At 61.3% G+C, this 17439-nt stretch carries 16 protein-coding genes; 11 read left to right on the forward strand and 5 right to left on the reverse strand.

Annotated features, from left to right (window positions below):
• The first annotated feature begins 12 nt into the window (after positions 1-12).
• Positions 13-1005, forward strand: a complete 993-nt coding sequence (gene holA / locus ACIOJF_RS04940) for a DNA polymerase III subunit delta (protein WP_400342383.1) — start codon at positions 13-15, stop codon at positions 1003-1005.
• A 175-nt stretch (positions 1006-1180) separates the two neighbouring features.
• Here the strand turns inward: holA and rpsT are convergent, their stop codons facing one another.
• Together rpsT and ACIOJF_RS04950 are read right to left on the reverse strand one after the other, a co-directional pair.
• Complete coding sequence (rpsT, locus tag ACIOJF_RS04945) at positions 1181-1441, reverse strand: 30S ribosomal protein S20 (protein ID WP_105658324.1); 261 nt, start codon at positions 1439-1441, stop codon at positions 1181-1183.
• A gap of 170 nt (positions 1442-1611) precedes the next feature.
• Positions 1612-2181: a type II toxin-antitoxin system PemK/MazF family toxin gene (locus tag ACIOJF_RS04950; protein WP_105658325.1), complete on the reverse strand. Its 570-nt coding sequence runs from the start codon at positions 2179-2181 to the stop codon at positions 1612-1614.
• A gap of 112 nt (positions 2182-2293) precedes the next feature.
• Between ACIOJF_RS04950 and lepA the strand changes: the two genes are divergently transcribed.
• Positions 2294-4141 (forward strand): translation elongation factor 4, encoded by a 1848-nt coding sequence (lepA, locus tag ACIOJF_RS04955; RefSeq protein WP_105658326.1) that lies wholly within the window; start codon positions 2294-2296, stop codon positions 4139-4141.
• The gene (hemW, locus tag ACIOJF_RS04960) at positions 4142-5371 is read left to right on the forward strand and encodes a radical SAM family heme chaperone HemW (RefSeq protein ID WP_402741304.1); all 1230 of its coding nucleotides are present in this window, start codon (positions 4142-4144) and stop codon (positions 5369-5371) included.
• A gap of 16 nt (positions 5372-5387) precedes the next feature.
• Here hemW and ACIOJF_RS04965 read toward each other — a convergent pair whose 3' ends face one another.
• Both ACIOJF_RS04965 and ACIOJF_RS04970 read right to left on the reverse strand, forming a co-directional pair.
• Positions 5388-5789 carry a DUF4870 domain-containing protein gene (locus ACIOJF_RS04965; protein ID WP_105658328.1) on the reverse strand — a complete coding sequence of 134 codons (402 nt, stop codon included), beginning with the start codon at positions 5787-5789 and terminating at the stop codon, positions 5388-5390.
• A gap of 90 nt (positions 5790-5879) precedes the next feature.
• Complete coding sequence (locus ACIOJF_RS04970) at positions 5880-6749, reverse strand: DUF3097 domain-containing protein (protein WP_105658329.1); 870 nt, start codon at positions 6747-6749, stop codon at positions 5880-5882.
• A 127-nt stretch (positions 6750-6876) separates the two neighbouring features.
• Between ACIOJF_RS04970 and hrcA the strand changes: the two genes are divergently transcribed.
• The 3 genes from hrcA to ACIOJF_RS04985 all read left to right on the forward strand — a co-directional run bounded on the left by hrcA (position 6877) and on the right by ACIOJF_RS04985 (position 9856).
• Positions 6877-7890 carry a heat-inducible transcriptional repressor HrcA gene (gene hrcA, locus ACIOJF_RS04975; RefSeq protein WP_402741305.1) on the forward strand — a complete coding sequence of 338 codons (1014 nt, stop codon included), beginning with the start codon at positions 6877-6879 and terminating at the stop codon, positions 7888-7890.
• Positions 7891-7955: 65 nt separating this feature from the next.
• On the forward strand, positions 7956-9080 hold the full coding sequence (gene dnaJ, locus ACIOJF_RS04980) for a molecular chaperone DnaJ (protein WP_105658331.1): 1125 nt from the start codon (positions 7956-7958) through the stop codon (positions 9078-9080).
• Between the two features lie 2 nt (positions 9081-9082).
• Positions 9083-9856 (forward strand): 16S rRNA (uracil(1498)-N(3))-methyltransferase, encoded by a 774-nt coding sequence (locus ACIOJF_RS04985; RefSeq protein ID WP_332731228.1) that lies wholly within the window; start codon positions 9083-9085, stop codon positions 9854-9856.
• Between the two features lie 330 nt (positions 9857-10186).
• On the opposite strand, the gene ACIOJF_RS04990 is transcribed toward ACIOJF_RS04985, so the two are convergent.
• On the reverse strand, positions 10187-11098 hold the full coding sequence (locus ACIOJF_RS04990) for a GerMN domain-containing protein (protein WP_332728102.1): 912 nt from the start codon (positions 11096-11098) through the stop codon (positions 10187-10189).
• Positions 11099-11407: 309 nt separating this feature from the next.
• Here ACIOJF_RS04990 and ACIOJF_RS04995 point away from each other — a divergent pair, with 309 nt between their 5' ends.
• The 5 genes from ACIOJF_RS04995 to leuA all read left to right on the forward strand — a co-directional run bounded on the left by ACIOJF_RS04995 (position 11408) and on the right by leuA (position 17369).
• Positions 11408-12436, forward strand: a complete 1029-nt coding sequence (locus ACIOJF_RS04995; RefSeq protein WP_105658334.1) for a PhoH family protein — start codon at positions 11408-11410, stop codon at positions 12434-12436.
• A complete protein-coding gene (gene ybeY / locus ACIOJF_RS05000; protein WP_105658335.1) occupies positions 12433-12906 on the forward strand; it encodes an rRNA maturation RNase YbeY in 474 nt (157 codons plus the stop codon). Before ACIOJF_RS04995 ends, ybeY begins: the two co-directional genes overlap by 4 nt.
• 4 nt (positions 12907-12910) lie before the next feature.
• On the forward strand, positions 12911-14197 hold the full coding sequence (locus ACIOJF_RS05005) for a hemolysin family protein (protein ID WP_105658336.1): 1287 nt from the start codon (positions 12911-12913) through the stop codon (positions 14195-14197).
• Positions 14190-15152 (forward strand): GTPase Era, encoded by a 963-nt coding sequence (gene era / locus ACIOJF_RS05010; protein WP_105658337.1) that lies wholly within the window; start codon positions 14190-14192, stop codon positions 15150-15152. The genes ACIOJF_RS05005 and era overlap by 8 nt, the downstream gene beginning before the upstream one ends.
• A 477-nt stretch (positions 15153-15629) precedes the next feature.
• A complete protein-coding gene (gene leuA / locus ACIOJF_RS05015; RefSeq protein WP_402741306.1) occupies positions 15630-17369 on the forward strand; it encodes a 2-isopropylmalate synthase in 1740 nt (579 codons plus the stop codon).
• The last annotated feature ends 70 nt before the right edge of the window (positions 17370-17439 follow it).

Genomic DNA, 17439 nt, shown 5'->3' on the forward strand with positions numbered 1-17439 from the left:
CTAAGGAGTTCGATGGCACGCGCCCAAGCAAATCCGGGTATCTCATGGCGGGAACTGCGCCCGCAACCACTGATCCTGTTGACCGGTTCAGAGGATTACCTCGCTTCGCGCGCCTTCGAATTGCTGCGTTCCCAGGCATCCCAGCGGGACGATATCCAGCACACGCGTCTTGACGCGGCAAAGTACGAGCCTGGAGAGCTACTCATGGCCACCAGCTCTTCGCTGTTTTCCAGCGCCAATCTGGTCGAGGTCCACGAACTGGCCCACATGAACGAGTACTTCCTCAAGGACGCCCTGGCCTACCTGAAAGACCAGGCTCCCGAGAATGTGCTCATCATGCATTACTCGGGTGGTACGCGCGGCAAGAAGCTGATTGACGCAATCAAAGCTGCCGGTGCCCTGATCGTCAATTGCCAACCGGTGAAAAAGGACTCCGAGAAGATCGACTTCGTCCAGTCCGAATTCAAGGCCGCCAAGCGCCGGATTACCAATGACGCGGTCAAAGCCCTCGTAGCGGCGGTAGGCAACTCGCTGGCAGAGCTTGGATCGAGCTGCTCCCAGCTGATTGCCGACACCACGGGAACCATTGACCAGGATACGGTCGACAGGTACTACGGCGGCCGGGTTGAAGCAACTGCGTTCAAGGTGGCCGATGCCGCAATTTCCGGCAACGCCCAGATGGCGCTTCGCACTTTGCGCCATGCGCTGGGTACTGGAACCGACCCGATTCCCATTGTGGCCACCTTGGCGATGAGGGTCCGCCAGATCGCCAAGGTCGCCGGCGTGAATGAACCCGCAGCTTCATTGGCATCCGAGTTGGGGATGGCGCCGTGGCAAGTTCAGCAGGCGCAGCAGCAGGCTCGCGGCTGGAAACGCAGCGATCTTGCCCTGTGCGTCGAAGAAATAGCGAATACCGACCGCATGGTCAAGGGCGGCAGCCGTTCACCGGGCTACGCGCTGGAACACGCCATCATGTTCATTGCAGGCAAGGCTCCGGGACGCTAGCCGCTGAGGTTCCAGGTGGGGGCGGGCACGATGCACTCGTGCGCGCTCCCACTGCTCTTTAATGAAGGCTAGCCATCAGCGCGTGTCTGCCTGGAAGCTTCGATGAGCAGTTCCGGGCAAAACAAAACCCCCGCACTCGATGAGTGCGGGGGAGTTGATGAAGTCTAAGCTCGGCTTAGAGGGCGTTAACCTTCTTGGCGATAGCCGACTTGCGGTTAGCAGCGTTGTTCTTGTGCAGAACACCCTTGCTTACAGCCTTGTCGATCTTCTTGCCAGCCAGGCGCAGTGCCTCGGTTGCCTTTTCCTTGTCACCGGAGACTACTGCCTCGTTGACGTTACGGATCACGGTCTTGACCTCGGAACGGACAGCTACGTTACGCAGACGTGCCTTCTCGTTGGTCAGGATACGCTTCTTCTGGGACTTGATGTTAGCCACTTTAATAAACTCTCTCGTTTATCGTTTTATACGGTCGGTAGAGGGTTCATCCTTCAGGCCATCGACTGAGCGGTGTGGGGCACCTATGGCGACCCGAAGGGGGCGTGTTGCCCAACCTGCGCAACACACAAAGATTAACTTTATCAGATAGGGAGCCTGACAACGAGTGCTTATGCGCGTTCGTTTAGGGCGTTCACCACATTTGAGAAGCGTTCGCGATCCAGGATGGCGCCTTCGCGGCGGACGGCTTGCTCGCCGACTCGGATAATGCGATCGAGCTTGACCTCGCTCGGACGCCGCTCGCGGTCCCAGTCCCCGGTACCGATGTCCATGTAGTTGCGGTCGCGGTGATCCGAGTTGTTCTTGTCCTTGCTGGTGAGCATCAACCCCAGCAGCCAGCCACTATCACGGCCGACGATCAGCACCGGGCGATCCTTGCCCTGCGAATAATCCTCTTCATAGGGAACCCAAGTCCAGACAATTTCTCCCGGATCGGCGTTGCCGTCCTTCGCCGGGTTGTACTCGTAGTGAATCTTGCCACGGTAATCACCCGGGTAGCCAGCACCCGCTGGAGAATCCTGCATGGAGTTGGCACGAGAGCGGCTTCCGGCAGTGCTCGGGGACCCGCTGGCCCCGCGGTTGCTGGCCGGGCGCTTGCTTGCCGAATTTGCGCGGACCTTGCTGATTTCCTTCAGCGCGCGCATGACGATGCTAAATATCTTCTCTGGATTCAGTGCCATGGACGACAAACTATCAGTTTCAGGCTGTCGAAATATGAGAAGACGCGGAAATCATGACAGAATGGAAGCTAATCCAACTATGTCTTTTAGTCAGCTAGTGAGGTCTGTTTAGGTGTCTCCATTGGCCCGCACCGCTCCGGTGCCTGCCGCGACCGATCCGTCGCTCATCCGTAACTTCTGCATCATTGCCCATATCGACCACGGTAAGTCGACCCTGGCCGACCGGATGTTGCAACTGACCGGCGTTGTCGCTGCCCGCGACATGAAGGCACAGTACCTCGACCGCATGGACATCGAGCGCGAACGCGGCATCACCATCAAGTCCCAGGCTGTGCGCATGCCGTGGGGAGCCGAAGATGGCACCCCCTATGCACTGAACATGATCGATACCCCCGGGCACGTCGACTTCACCTACGAAGTCTCGCGTTCGCTGGCCGCCTGCGAAGGCGCGATCCTGCTAGTTGACGCCGCCCAGGGCATCGAGGCGCAGACCCTGGCCAACCTCTATTTGGCTATCGAGGGCGATCTGACGATCATCCCTGTGCTCAATAAGATCGACCTGCCCAACGCGCAGCCGGAAAAGTACGCTGCCGAGCTGGCCAACCTGATCGGTTGCGAGCCAGAAGACGTGCTGAAGGTTTCGGGCAAGACCGGTGAAGGTGTTGAAGCACTGCTCGATGAGGTCATCAAGCAGCTCCCGCCGCCTGTCGGCGATGCCAAGGCTCCGGCTCGCGCAATGATCTTCGACTCCGTATACGACACCTACCGTGGCGTGGTGACCTACGTTCGAGTTGTCGATGGCAATCTGTCTCCTCGCGAGAAGATCCAGATGATGTCCACCGGCACCACCCACGAACTGCTGGAAATCGGCGTATCCTCGCCGAACCCCGAGCCCACCAAGGGCCTGGGCGTTGGCGAAGTGGGCTACCTGATCACCGGTGTCAAGGACGTGCGCCAGTCCAAGGTCGGCGATACCGTCACCAACTTCCACAAGCCGGCCACCGAGTCCCTGGGCGGGTACGAAGAGGCCAAGCCAATGGTCTTCTCCGGCCTGTACCCGATGGACGGCACCGACTACCCGGTACTGCGTGATGCGCTGGATAAGCTGCAGCTCAACGATGCTGCGCTGACCTACGAACCGGAAACCTCCGTGGCCCTGGGCTTCGGCTTCCGCGTGGGCTTCCTGGGCCTGCTGCACCTGGAAATCACCCGCCAGCGACTGGAATCCGAATTCAATCTGGACCTGATTTCCACGGCGCCGAACGTGGTGTACGAGGTCATGGGCGAAGACAAGCAAATGATTACGGTCACCAACCCCTCGGAATTCCCGGATGGCAAGATCCTGGAAGTCCACGAGCCAATGGTTGCCGCCACCATCCTGGCGCCGAGCGAATTCATCGGCTCGGTCATGGAACTGTGCCAGACCCGCCGCGGCACCATGCGCGGCATGGACTACCTCTCCGAGGACCGTGTCGAAATGCGCTACCACCTTCCGCTGGCTGAGATCGTGTTCGACTTCTTCGACCACCTCAAGTCCAAGACCCGCGGCTATGCTTCGCTGGACTGGAAGGCCGACGGCGAGCAGGTTGCAGATCTGGTCAAGGTCGACATCCTGCTCCAGGGCGAGCAAGTGGATGCCTTCAGCGCCATTACGCACCGCGACAAGGCCTACAACTACGGGACCATGATGACCTCGAAGCTGCGTGAGCTGATTCCTCGCCAGCAGTTCGAAGTTCCAATCCAGGCCGCGATCGGTTCGCGCATCATTGCCCGCGAGAACATCCGCGCAATCCGCAAGGACGTTCTTGCCAAGTGCTACGGCGGCGATATCAGCCGCAAGCGCAAGCTGCTGGAAAAGCAGAAGGAAGGCAAGAAGCGCATGAAGATGGTCGGCCGCGTGGAGGTTCCGCAGGAAGCCTTCATTGCCGCACTGTCCACCGACGAGCCGAAAAAGAAGTAAATGCCTTCAGTACTGCCTGACGGCGATCCGGCTCCGGCCGATGGTCTGCTCCCTGCCTCATGCGCGCATGAGGCACAGGGGCGGACCATGTCCTTTTATGTGCATATTCCGTTCTGCACCGTCCGTTGCGGCTACTGCGATTTCAACACGTACACCGCCACGGAGCTGGGCTCCGGTTCCAGCCAAGCAACCTACGCTGCCACCGTCAGCAAGGAAATCAGCTTCGCCCGCGAGGTGATGGACCGTTCGGGCCAACCGCACCGCGAAATTGAAACTGTCTTCTTCGGCGGCGGAACTCCCACGCTGCTGCCCGCCGGAGACCTGGTCTCGGTGCTCGGCCGGATCCGCGACGACTTCGGCCTGAAGCCGGGTGCGGAAATCACCACGGAGGCCAACCCGGATTCGGTGACCCGCGAAAGCCTGCAGGAGCTGGCCGACGGCGGGTTCACCCGCGTGTCCTTCGGCATGCAGTCCGCGGTGCCCCACGTGCTCAAGGTGCTTGAGCGCACCCATGATCCGAAGCGCGTTCCGCAAGCCGTTGCGTGGGCGCGCGAGGCCGGCCTGGATGTCAGTGTCGATCTGATTTATGGCACTCCGGGGGAGAGCCTGGCAGACTGGCGCACCAGCATCGAAGCCGCGTTGAGCTACGAACCTGATCACATTTCGGCGTATGCGCTGATCATCGAGGAAGGCACCAAGCTGGCGGCCCAGATTCGCCGTGGCGAGGTACCGAACATCGATGATGACGACCATGCCGAAAAGTACCAGTTGGCCGACGACATGTTTGCCGCGGCCGGTTTCTCCTGGTACGAGGTCAGCAACTGGGCGAAGACCCCGGCGAATGCCTGCCAGCACAACATCGCTTACTGGCAGGGCGGCGACTGGTGGGGCGCAGGCCCCGGCGCGCATTCCCATGTTGGCGGGCTGCGCTGGTGGAATGTGAAGCATCCAGCCGCGTATCAGCAACGGATCGATGCTGGAATCTCGCCGGGCCACGGCCGCGAATACCCGGATGCCGAGGCCGTGCAGCTTGAGCGCACGATGCTGTTGACCCGGCTGGGTTCGGGCATGAAGATTAACGAGCTCGATGAAACCGGACGCAAGAAAGTCGTCGGCTTGATCGCCGACGAGCTGATTGATGCCAAGGCCGCGTTCGCCGGCACATTGGTGTTAACGCAGCGAGGCCGGCTCCTGGCCGACCTCGTGGTGCGTGAACTGCTCGATTTCTAAGACTGGGAAACCGCTGCTACTTCATCAGCCGCAGATTGAATTGGTAGCGGTAAGGGCGTCCCTTGTTGGCCTGGATGGCAGCAAGGGCGCCCGAGACCGTCATGAAGACCCAGAGGGCCACGGCGAGTACTGCGAAAAGCCAGCCGATCACCGGCAAGACCATGAGCACATTGAATACGATGGCGAGAATGGTCAGCGGGAACGTGAAATTGAACGCTTCCTTCGATTCCTGTGCAGTGAACGGGCCACGGTCCCGGAATACGGCAAAGACGATTGCCGAAGGAACGCAACCCAAGATGGCACCGAAGTGGGCCATCATTGCCCACTGGCGATCTTCTGAAGGAGTCAGCGGCAGCGCAGAGGTCCTGGAACCTTCGAAGCGGGAATTCTCCGATGGCTTCGTCTGGCGTGATGTCACTATTTTTCCTTGTCTTGCTACGTGTGGTTCCTCTTATCATAGCGACCGCGGCTGGGCGCACGGGGAGATTCGCAGACTAATCTCCAACTATTAGTCAATCGTTAGGAAACCGTAATCTTCGGTCGTGAGAAAATCGATCAATTCTTCAATCCGGCCCAAGAGCTGTGGTTCAAGCTGCCCGTAATGCTGCACCGTGGACAAGAGCCGCTGCCATCCGATGCCGATGTCTTCCGCGGTGGAGTGCGGCCAGCCAAAGGCCCGGAGCACACCGGTTTTCCAATCGGTGCCCTTGGGGATCACCGGCCAAGCCTTGATGCCCAGTGTCGCAGGCTTGATCGCCTGCCATACATCCACGTACGGGTGGCCGAGGATCAGCACGTTTTGCGCTGCACCGGGGACCTTCATCGCCTCGGCAACGATGCGCGATTCCTTGCTTCCGGCAACCAGGTGGTCAACCAGGATTCCCAGGCGGCGCTGCGCGGAGGGGGCGAAGTCGCGGATAGCCCCGGCAAGATCGTCCACGCCATGCAGCGGTTCAACGACGATGCCTTCAACACGCAGGTCGTGGCCCCAAACTTTTTCAACCAGCTCAGCGTCGTGCTTGCCTTCTACCCAGATGCGGCTTGCCCTGGCTTCCCGGGCCTTCAGTCCGGCAACGGCACGCGAACCCGAAGCCGAGACCAGCTTCTGGGGCGGTGCGGCCTTGGCAACGGGATCAATGATCTGCACCGCTTCGCCTTCGAGGAAGAACCCGAAGCCCGCCTGGAAGGAGCGGGTCTTGCCGTGTCGGTCCTCGAGCACGATCACGCGCATGCCACCGGATTTCTCGGTACGGATGACTTCTCCTACCCATCCTGAGGTGGCATCTTCCAGAATCATGCCACGTTCAACAGGGACCTGGCGGAGTTTTTTCGGTGCCGGTGCACTCAGATCCCGTGGTCCCCAGGAGTAATTAGTCACGTACTGCCTTTCGCTGTGATCGAATACGCTCGAAATCCAATGCTAGCAACTGCTGAACGTATTAGACTTGGCACTTGACAGGTTAGAGTGCCAAAGCCGGGCACAGGGAATCCAAGGAGGTGCTGTTGTGACAGAGCCGCGACGCCTAGACGTTCTGCGTGCCATCGTGGAGGACTACGTCCAATCCCGTGAGCCAGTGGGTTCCAAAGCGCTCCTGGACCGGCACAACCTCGGTGTCAGCGCCGCGACGATCCGCAATGACATGGCTATGCTGGAAGAAGAGGGGCTCATAGTCGCTCCGCATACTTCCTCCGGACGGATCCCCACCGAAAAGGGATACCGCCGCTTCGTCGATGAGATCGGCGAGCTCAAGCCGCTGTCGCGGGCTGAACGCGACGCCATCAACAAGATCCTGGACAGCTCCACGGACCTGGACGAGATGCTCAAAAGCACCGTTCGCCTCCTGGCGCGGTTGACCAACCAGGTAGCAATGATCCAGGTGCCGCACTACGACACCGCTTCGTTGAAGAACCTCGATCTGGTCGGACTGGGCTCGGCCCAGGTGCTGATGGTGATGATCGCTTCCAATGGCGCGGTGGATCAGCGCATGATGCCGGTCCAGCGTTCCTACAGCGATGATGAGCTGGACGACCTGAAGCTGTGGCTGCTCAACAATTTCGGGGGAGTGAAGCTTGCCGAACTTGCCGGCCGGCTCACCCGCATCGAGCGCAGTTCGACGCAGCAGGCCGACCCCCTGGTGGACCAGGTGATCGGTGCGCTGGAAGAAATGGCCCAGGCGGCCAACGCGCAACGCATCATCATGGCAGGCACCGCGAACCTCGCCCGCGTGGAAGGGGACTTCCCGCTGAGCATAACCCCGGTGCTCGAGGCGCTCGAGGAGCAGGTAGTGCTGCTCAAGCTCTTCTCCGAGCTGGAAGCCGATTCGCGCGGCGTGGCCGTGGCCATCGGCACCGAGCACCACTACGGGCAGCTGTCGGAAGCCGCCGTGGTCGCCACCACCTACGGCACCGATGTGCGCAACAAGCTCGGGGTCCTGGGCCCCACCCGGATGAACTATCCAACCTCCATGGCCTCGGTTCGTGCGGTGGCACGGTACCTGTCGAAGATTTTGGCTAACTAGCCTCGCTGGGCACCGCCCGGCACTACCGAATTTCAAGATTCTCAGGAAAGGACACGGCGAATAACGTGAGCTCGCATTACGAGACCCTAGGCGTCGCCAAGGACGCGACCCCGCAGGAAATCAAGAGTGCCTACCGCAAGTTGGCGCGTAAGCTGCACCCGGATGTAAACCCTAGCGATGACGCTGCAGAACAGTTCAAGCTGGTCACCCGAGCCTACGAAGTCCTTTCCGACCAGACCAAGCGCTCCAACTACGACGCCACCGGCGATGAGAACGGCAACGGCCACCCGGGCTTCGGCGGTGGCGGCCAGGGCTTTGGCGGCTTCGGCGACATCTTCGAGCAGTTCTTCGGTGGCGGCCAGGCCCAGGGCCCGGCATCACGCACCCAGCCGGGCCGCGACGCGCTGATCACCATCACCATCGACCTGGAAGACGCGGTCAAGGGCACGGTCTACCCGCTGGAGATGGAAACCGCTGTCACCTGCAAGACGTGCAACGGTTCGTGCACGCGCGAAGGCACCAGCCCGGTCACCTGCGACATCTGCCATGGCGCAGGCCAGGTGCAGCGTCCAGTGCGTTCATTCCTGGGCCAGATGATGACCGTGGAAACCTGTGCGGCCTGCCGCGGTTTCGGCACCACCATCCCGGACCCCTGCCTGGAGTGCAACGGCGAAGGCCGGGTGCGCGAGCATGTGTCCAAGTCGCTGAACGTTCCTGCAGGTGTCGACTCCGGCACCCGCATCCAGCTGCGCGGACAGGGCGAAGCCGGCCCGGGCGGCGGGCCTAACGGCAACCTGTTCGTCGAGATCGACGTGCGCCGCCATAAGGTCTTCGAGCGCGCCGGCACCGACCTGCACGCCAAGATGAGCCTGCCAATGACCGCCGCCGCACTGGGTTGCGAGCTGAAGCTGGAAACCTTCGACGGCGGCCAGTCCATCAATGTGGAGCCAGGCGCCCAGGATGGCGACACCGTCACCCTGCCGGGCCTCGGTGTGCCGCGCCTGCGCGGAGGCAAGCGCGGGGACATCATCGTGCACCTGCAGGTGGAGACGCCGACCAAGCTCGACGCTGCCCAGCGCGATCTGCTCGAGCAGCTGGCCAAGCTGCGTGGCGAAGAACTCTCGGCCGGCCGTGTGGAGCACAGCGGCGGCATGTTCTCCCGCCTGCGCGACAAGCTGAACCAGCGCTAGGCATGAGCAACCACAGCTTCGTCATCGACGCCCAGCAGGGCCGGGACGCAACGGTCGGGGACATTCTTGAACTGGATGGCTCCGAAGCGCACCACGCGGTCACCGTTAAACGGGTCTCCGCGGGCGAGCACCTGGACCTGCTGGATGGCAAGGGGCTGCGCCTGACTGTGGAGGTCATCGGCACCGCCAAGGACCTGCTGAGCGTGAAGGTCCTGCGCCGTGCCGAGGAAGCGGTCAGCGATCACCCGGTCACCCTGGTCCAGGCGCTGTCCAAGGGGGATCGCGACCTGCAAGCTGTCGAGTCCGGCGTGGAACTGGGCGTGCTGTCGGTACGCCCCTGGCAGGCTGACCGCTCGATCGTGCGCTGGAACGCGGCCAAGGTCGACAAGGCCATGGCCAAGTGGCGCGCCCAGGTGCGCTCGGCGCAGAAGCAGTCGCGCCGCGCCTATGAGCCAGAGGTGCTGGACCCGCTGGGTTCCAAGGAACTGGCCAAGGCCATCGCGGCCGATACCGCAAATGGCGCACTGGTTCTGGTTCTGCACGAGCAGGCCGCGGAATCGGTGGCCCGGCGTGTGCAGTCGTGGCTCGCCGATGCGCGGACCGGCCAGGAGATCATCATGATCGTCGGGCCAGAAGGAGGCATCTCCGAAACGGAGCTGCAGTCCTTCGTCGATGCCGGCGCCCAACCAGCCCTGCTGGGCCAGCATGTGCTGCGTGCCTCGACCGCGGGCCCCGCGGCCCTGGTCTTGATCCGCCATTTGATCGGCGAAATCTAGGTTCCAGAATTCCGGTTAGCAGGTGAATTGCTCCGCAGATCCCGGCAGGCATGTGCCTGCCGGGATCTGCGGAGCAATTTCGTCTCCGGCCGGCGCAACGGGTTCGAGCCGAGAAAAGGCCTCGGGAAGGGGAACGCGAAGTCGCTGCGGGCCGGATACGCGAATCCGGCAGCCGATCGGATAAGGACGCTGTCGAAGGCAACGGCACTGGAAATCCTGCCAGCAGGCCAAGAATGCTCTGCCGCCACCAGTTCAGGAGCTGGCCCGGACAACGGGCGCCCAGGTTCATGTCCAGGGCTTCCGGCGGGGGCTGCAGCGCTGGATGCTGCGTTACTCGACGCGGAAGTCGCTGGTGACCTTGCCGACCAGATGGTCCGATTCGGTCTCAACGCCCCAGAAAGTCAGGCGGTATGAGCCGGCACGCAGATCGGTGGTCAGGGTGAATGAGCCGTCGGCATTGATCTGCCCGGGGTTGACCTGCTTCTGAGCGGTCATCACCGTGAGCTTGCCGTCCGCGTCCTTGCGCTGCAAGGAGTAGAAGGTGCCGATGTCGAACTGGGTGGTTCGGCCGTTAATCTTGATCGAGCCATCCGCCAAGGTCTTGTTGAACTGCGGATCGATGATCCAGATCGGTGCAATGAACGCCGCATCGCGCTCGTAGACATCCTTGAGCCGGAAACCGTCGAAGACTGTGGCATTTGCCTGGCCGTCAACCAGGATGCGGACCGTTGCGGGAAGCTCGCCCACGACCAGTCCAGCGCTGGCGGCAGCTGCCGTAGCGGTGAAGACCAATTGCTGGATGGCGCGCTCCGACAGGCCCTGGTCGAGATTGGCGCTGAAGACCTTGGCCGGCAGATCCAAGGTGATGACATTCGCATTATTGATTGAAACCCCGATTTCATCGGTGGGCTTCAAATGGGTATAGCGTTTCGGCTTCATCGGGTCGGCTGAGAGCAGCGTCCAGATCGCATCGCCGATGGGTTCCTGATGGCGGGTGTCCTCGATGTACTCGCGGTACAGGAACACGCCGGTATCGGTGTTTTCCAGCCAGTAGATGGGCAGGCTAGCCGCGATGCCGACATCCTCGCCAGCGTCGGTGGCGTTCGGCAGGTTCAGCGATTCAGCCACGGCGGTCGATGGCATCTCATAGGAGCTCTCGCGATTCGTCAGACCGCATCCTGCGGCGACGACGAGAGCGGCAGTGATTCCCAAAACGCCGAATCGGCGTGGAATCTTCCGCAAGATCCTTGATTGCACTGCGTACCAATCCGTGGTGATTTTAGCTGTTGTGGCTCCTGGCCGTATTGGAACCGCTCTCAAGCTTGCCATATCAGAAGCGGCTAACTGCAGAAAAATGGCCCAACTTACTAATCCGTAACCAAATCTATATGTTCGCCACTTGCCCCGATTAGCATCATTCAAGACTACTTTCAGGTTCTACTGCTTACGCTGAGACCTGAATTTTCTCCGGATTGGCCTGCGACTCGATAGAATGGCAAGCAGGACAAATCACGATTACCACCAAGCTCGCAAAGGGGCGCCGCGCACTGCATGCAGGTTGAACAGAATAAGGCGACAGCGGAGAACGGATCCGCATCGCTCACCATCAGTTTCGATACAGCTGAGCTCATGATTGCCACCCTCGGTCCCAATGACGAGCTCTTGCGTATTCTCTCCGGCGCCTACCCGCAGGTGAGCTTCCGCCCCAACGGCCAATCCCTGGCTCTGGTAGGTGAACCGCAGCAAGTCCGCAAGGCCCAGCGCGTCACCGAAGAAGCCCGTTCGCTGGCCACTCGCGGCTCGCGCATGAGCGCCGAAACGATCGAGCAGATCATCAAGATGCTCAGCGCCGGCAATCCGGATGCACCCACCGACGTCCTGGGCCTGAAGATCCTCTCGGGGCGCGGACGTTCCATCCGCCCCAAGACCGTGAACCAGAAGAGCTATGTCGACGCCATAGAGGATTCGACAATTACTTTCGGCATTGGCCCAGCCGGTACCGGCAAGACCTTCCTGGCCATGGCCATGGCCGTCGCCGCCTTGCAGGACAAGCAGGTCAACCGCATCATCCTGACCCGGCCTGCCGTTGAGGCAGGGGAGAAGCTGGGCTTCCTGCCGGGCTCGTTGACCGAGAAGATCGACCCGTACCTGCGCCCGCTCTACGATGCCTTGCACGACATGATCAATCCGGAAACCATTCCGCAATTGCTCGAAGCCGGAACCATTGAGGTCGCTCCGCTGGCCTATATGCGTGGACGCACCCTCAATGACGCCTTCGTGATCCTGGATGAAGCGCAGAACACCACCAGTGAACAGATGAAGATGTTCCTGACCCGCCTGGGATTCGGTTCCAAGATGGTAGTGACGGGGGATGTCACCCAGGTGGATCTGCCCAACAATGCGACCTCCGGGTTGCGCATGGCCAGCGATGTCCTTGAAGGCATCGACGACATCAGCATCTGCCGACTCGACTCTTCGGATGTGGTTCGCCACCGTCTGATTGCCGACATCGTTACTGCTTACGACCGTTGGGATGACACCCGACGCAAAGACCACAACCGGGGACGCCGCAGCAAATGAGCATTGAAGTAAATAACGAAACCGAATACGACGTCGATCTCAAGGATGTCAACGCCTTGGCAGAATCGGTGATGCGGGCAATGTTCCTGCATCCGGAAACCGAAGTATCGATCGTTTTCATCGACGAGGATGCCATGAGCGCCCTGCACGTCGAGTGGATGGACCTCGAAGGCCCCACCGATGTGATGAGCTTCCCGATGGATGAGCTGCGCCCAGGAACTGCCGGTGCGCCGGGGGAGAGCGGCATCCTTGGCGACATCGTCATCTGCCCTGCCGTCGCCGAAGCGCAGGCCAAGGCCGGGGGCCACAGCACCCACGATGAAATCCTGTTGCTGACCACCCACGGCCTGCTGCACCTCATGGGTTTCGACCACATGGAGCCAGCAGAAAAGGAAGAGATGTTTGCGCTGCAGCGCCAGCTCCTAGAGAGCTACACCGGCCGCCCCGCGCCAAAGGAAACGGTGGAATAACCCCGTGGAAATAATTTTGCTGATTCTCGCCCTTGTTTTCATGGCCTTCTCGGCCGTGCTGACTGCCGCAGACTCAGCCTTCTACGCATTATCCCGGCACGCTGCTGAACGCCTGCGCGCCGAGTCCAATTCCAAATCGCTGTCCGCAATTCTGGATGAAACAGAAACCCACGCCCAGGCAGTGAAGTTCTGGCGGATCTGGTTCGAGACCGCTTCCGCTGTCGCTGTAGCCCTGCTCGTTTCGCAGTGGATCGAGAATGTGTGGCTGATCGGCATGATCTCCACTATTGCGATGGCCGCCTTGGGATTCGTCCTGGTCAGCGTGTCGCCACGTCGCTACGGGCGTTCCAACGCCCAGAACGTCGTGCAGTCCACCGCCACCCTGGTCCGCTTCCTGCGCCTGGTGCTCGGACCCATCACCACGTGGTTGGCATCCATCGCCAAGGCGCTGAGCCCCGGCGGCGTGGATGGCGACGGCTACCTGGGCAAGGAACGACTGCGTGATCTGGTGGATCGCGCCTCCGAAGGCGAGGACCTGGATGAGGAATCGGCCGAACTGATCTCCTCGGTGATCGACTTGGAGGAGACCAGCGTTCGTTCGGTGATGGTGCCGCGCACCGACATGGTGGTGCTGGATGCGGATCATTCCTTCCACAGCGCCATGGACCTGTTCATCGCCTCGGGCTTCTCCCGCATCCCGCTGATCGGCGAGGACACCGATGATATCCAGGGCATCATCTACCTCAAGGACCTGATCCGCGAGATCCACGGTCTGCAGCAGGCCCGGACCCTGGCCGAATTGGCGCGAAAGGTCCGCTTTGTTCCCGAATCGAAGTCGGCAGCAGAGCTGATGCAGGAACTGCAGCAGGAATCCATCCACCTGGCCATCGTCATCGACGAGTACGGCGGCACCGCGGGCCTGGTGACCCTGGAGGACCTGCTTGAGGAAATCGTTGGCGAAATCGATGACGAGTATGATCGTTCGAGGGCCGAATTGATCCAGAACCCTGACGGGTCGATTTTCGCCGTGGCGGCGGCATCCATTGACGATATTGCCGACCACTTCGACATGCACATCGAGGAAGAGGACGTCGACACCGTCGGCGGCCTGCTCTCCAAGGCCTTGGAATCGGTGCCGGTACTCGGTTCCACCGCTGAAGTGCACGGCCTGCGCCTGACCGTGGTAGCCCTCGCGGGCCGCCGCAACCGTATCGGCAAAATCCATGTAGAGCGTCTGGAAACAGATGCATCCGACCATATTGAGAACGACGAGGATTCCTCACATGAGTGAAAACCACAACCTGCTTGCATCCAGCGGATGGCCTGAGGGCTTCCGCTCCGGCTTCACCTCTTTCGTAGGCCGCCCGAATGCCGGCAAGTCGACCCTGACCAATGCGCTGGTGGGCCAGAAGGTGGCCATCACCTCGGCCAAGCCGCAGACTACCCGCCACACTATCCGCGGTATCGTGCACCGCGAGGATGCGCAGTTGATCCTGGTCGATACCCCGGGCCTGCACCGTCCGCGCACCTTGCTCGGCCAGCGCCTGAATGACCTGGTCGCCGACACCCTCTCCGAGGTGGACGCGATCGGCTTCTGCATCCCGGCCAATGAGAAGATCGGCCCGGGCGACCGCTACATCGCCACGCAGCTGGCTCAGCTGCAGCGCAAGCCGATCATCGCCCTGGTCACCAAGGCTGACCTGGTGGACCGCGAACAGCTCGCGCAGCAGCTGGTTGCGGTGGCCGAAATGGGTACCCAGAACTTCGGCGAGAACGGCTTCGCCGCAATCGTTCCGGTCTCGGCTGTCAAGGAATTCCAGGTCGAAGAGGTGGCCAACGTGCTGGCAGAGCACCTGCCAGTGGGCCCGCCGCTGTACCCGGACGGCGAGCTGACCGACGAGCCGGAAGCCAAGATGGTTTCCGAGCTGATTCGCGAAGCCGCCCTTGAAGGCGTGCGCGACGAACTGCCGCACTCGCTGGCCGTCGTCGTCGAAGAGATGGTTCCCCGCGAAGGACGCAGCGAAAGCAATCCGCTGATCGACATCCACGTCTCGCTCTTCGTTGAGCGCTCCAGCCAGAAGGCCATCATCATTGGCCGTGGCGGTTCGCGCCTGCGCGAGGTCGGCACCAACGCCCGCCAGGGCATCGAGAAGCTGCTGGGCACCAAGGTCTACCTGGACCTGCACGTGAAGGTTGCCAAGGATTGGCAGCGCGACCCGAAGCAGCTTGGACGCCTCGGCTTCTAGGCTGCGCACCCCAGCGCTGGAAAATGCGTAGCTCGTCCCTCAAGACCAGACCCGTTTTGGGGGACGAGCTGGTTAATCGGCTGCTTGGCCCGCACTCTGGATCTCCCGGGCCAGCCTTTCCACGGGAGAAGCACCGGTACGCAGCCCATGGATTCCAGCGCCGATGCTGATCGTCTCCATCCATGGACCTCCCTGGTGCTTAGCTCCATGAGCCCCATTGTTCGCCTGCTTGGGCATCCTGTCCGCCGCCTTGCGCAAGGCGAACGTCCACTATGTGACACGCAAGTGACATAAGTTTCACTTGCCTCCAAAGCGCGGTGCTATGCTCATTTCGTGCATTTCGAGCTTCTACTACTACTTAGCCGCTGCGAGGATCCAAAGGACCGCTAGTGGTCTACAGGCCGACCCCTCGTCGCGGAGTAGCTCTTGTCTGGCCCCACAAACTAAGCACTAATTTTGTCTAGGGGACCCACAGAAATGCAGAACATGCAGAAATCTTCGAACATGCCAATCCACAAGTATGTTCCATTCCAGGATCAGATCGAGGTCAATCTGCCCGATCGCACCTGGCCCGACAAGTACATCACCAAGGCCCCGCGCTGGTGCGCGGTGGACCTGCGAGATGGCAACCAGGCGCTGATCGATCCGATGAGCCCGGAGCGCAAGCACAAGATGTTCGACCTGCTGGTCGAAATGGGCTTCAAGGAAATCGAGGTCGGCTTCCCGTCGGCTTCGCAGACCGACTTCGACTTTGTCCGCCAGCTGATCGAGCGCGGCATTCCCGATGACGTGACCATCCAGGTGCTCACTCAGTCCCGCGAGCACCTGATCGAGCGCACCTACGAAGCGCTGGAAGGCGCCAAGCAGGCCATTGTCCACCTGTACAACTCCACCTCGATCCTGCAGCGCGAAGTCGTCTTCCGCCAGGACGAAGACGGCATCGTGGACATCGCCGTCCAGGGCGCCCGGTTGTGCAAGAAGTACGAAGAGCAGCTGACCGGCACCAAGATCACCTACGAGTACTCGCCAGAGTCCTACACCGGGACCGAGCTGGCCTTCGCCAAGCGCATTTCCGACGCCGTAGCCGAGGTGCTGGAAGCGACCCCGGAAAACAAGATGATCCTGAACCTGCCGGCCACGGTGGAAATGGCTACCCCGAACGTGTACGCCGACTCCATCGAGTGGATGCACCGCAACCTGGCCAACCGCGACTCGATCATTCTCTCGCTGCACCCGCACAACGACCGCGGCACCGGAGTGGCCGCGGCAGAACTGGGCTACCTGGCCGGCGCCGACCGCATCGAAGGCTGCCTGTTCGGCAACGGCGAACGCACCGGCAACGTCGACCTGGTGACCTTGGGCATGAACATGTTCGGCCAGGGCATCGACCCGCAGATCGATTTCTCGGACATGGACCACATCCGCCGCACCGTCGAGTACTGCAACCAGCTGCCAGTGGCTGAACGCAGCCCGTACGGCGGAGATCTGGTCTTCACTGCCTTCTCCGGTTCGCACCAGGACGCAATCAAGAAGGGCCTGGAAGCGATGGAAGCCAAGGCTTCGGCTGAAGGCAAGGACATCAACGACCTGGTCTGGGCTGTTCCTTACCTGCCGATCGACCCGAAGGACATCGGCCGTTCCTACGAGGCCGTGATCCGCGTGAACTCGCAGTCCGGCAAGGGCGGGGTTGCTTACCTGCTGAAGAACGACTACAACTTGGACCTGCCGCGCCGCGCGCAGATCGAGTTCTCCGGGGTCATCCAGCGCAAGACCGATACCGAGGGCGGCGAGATCTCCTCGCAGCGCATCTGGGACGTTTTCCAGGATGAGTACCTGCCGGTCAGCGAAGATTCGGGCATGAACCCCTGGGGCTACTACCAGATTGCTTCGGCGACCGCGGCTTCGGCGGAGGACGGAAGCTTCCGCCTGGATACCAAGCTGATCATCGACGGCGTGGCCCATGAGCGCAGCGCCCAGGGTAACGGTCCGGTCTCCGCGCTGGTCAAGCTGCTCAACGATGATGGCGTGGATCTGCGCGTGCTGGACTACTCCGAGCACGCCATGAGCGAAGGTGGCAACGCCCGTGCAGCCGCATTCGTCGAATGCGCCGTGGGCGATCGCATCCTGTGGGGCATTGGCCTGGACACCAATACCAACATTGCAGCACTGAAGGCCGTAGTTTCGGCCGTCAACCGCGCGATCCGCGACAGCAAGTAGGTCTGCGGCACCACCTTGTTGCTAGCTCAACGCCACGGCCAGCCTCACCACGCTGGCCGTGGCGTTTTGC

The organism is Glutamicibacter sp. NPDC087831 (assembly GCF_044742845.1).
Lineage (GTDB): Bacteria > Actinomycetota > Actinomycetes > Actinomycetales > Micrococcaceae > Glutamicibacter.

Excerpts from the sequence above, each read along its gene's own strand:
- holA (WP_400342383.1), top strand. The coding sequence starts at position 13 with ATGGCACGCGCCCAAGCAAATCCGGGTATCTCATGGCGGGAACTGCGC.
- ACIOJF_RS04950 (WP_105658325.1), bottom strand. The coding sequence starts at position 2,181 with ATGGCACTGAATCCAGAGAAGATATTTAGCATCGTCATGCGCGCGCTG.
- hemW (WP_402741304.1), top strand. The coding sequence starts at position 4,142 with ATGCCTTCAGTACTGCCTGACGGCGATCCGGCTCCGGCCGATGGTCTG.
- ACIOJF_RS04985 (WP_332731228.1), top strand. The coding sequence starts at position 9,083 with ATGAGCAACCACAGCTTCGTCATCGACGCCCAGCAGGGCCGGGACGCA.
- ACIOJF_RS04995 (WP_105658334.1), top strand. The coding sequence starts at position 11,408 with ATGCAGGTTGAACAGAATAAGGCGACAGCGGAGAACGGATCCGCATCG.
- ybeY (WP_105658335.1), top strand. The coding sequence starts at position 12,433 with ATGAGCATTGAAGTAAATAACGAAACCGAATACGACGTCGATCTCAAG.
- era (WP_105658337.1), top strand. The coding sequence starts at position 14,190 with ATGAGTGAAAACCACAACCTGCTTGCATCCAGCGGATGGCCTGAGGGC.
- leuA (WP_402741306.1), top strand. The coding sequence starts at position 15,630 with ATGCAGAACATGCAGAAATCTTCGAACATGCCAATCCACAAGTATGTT.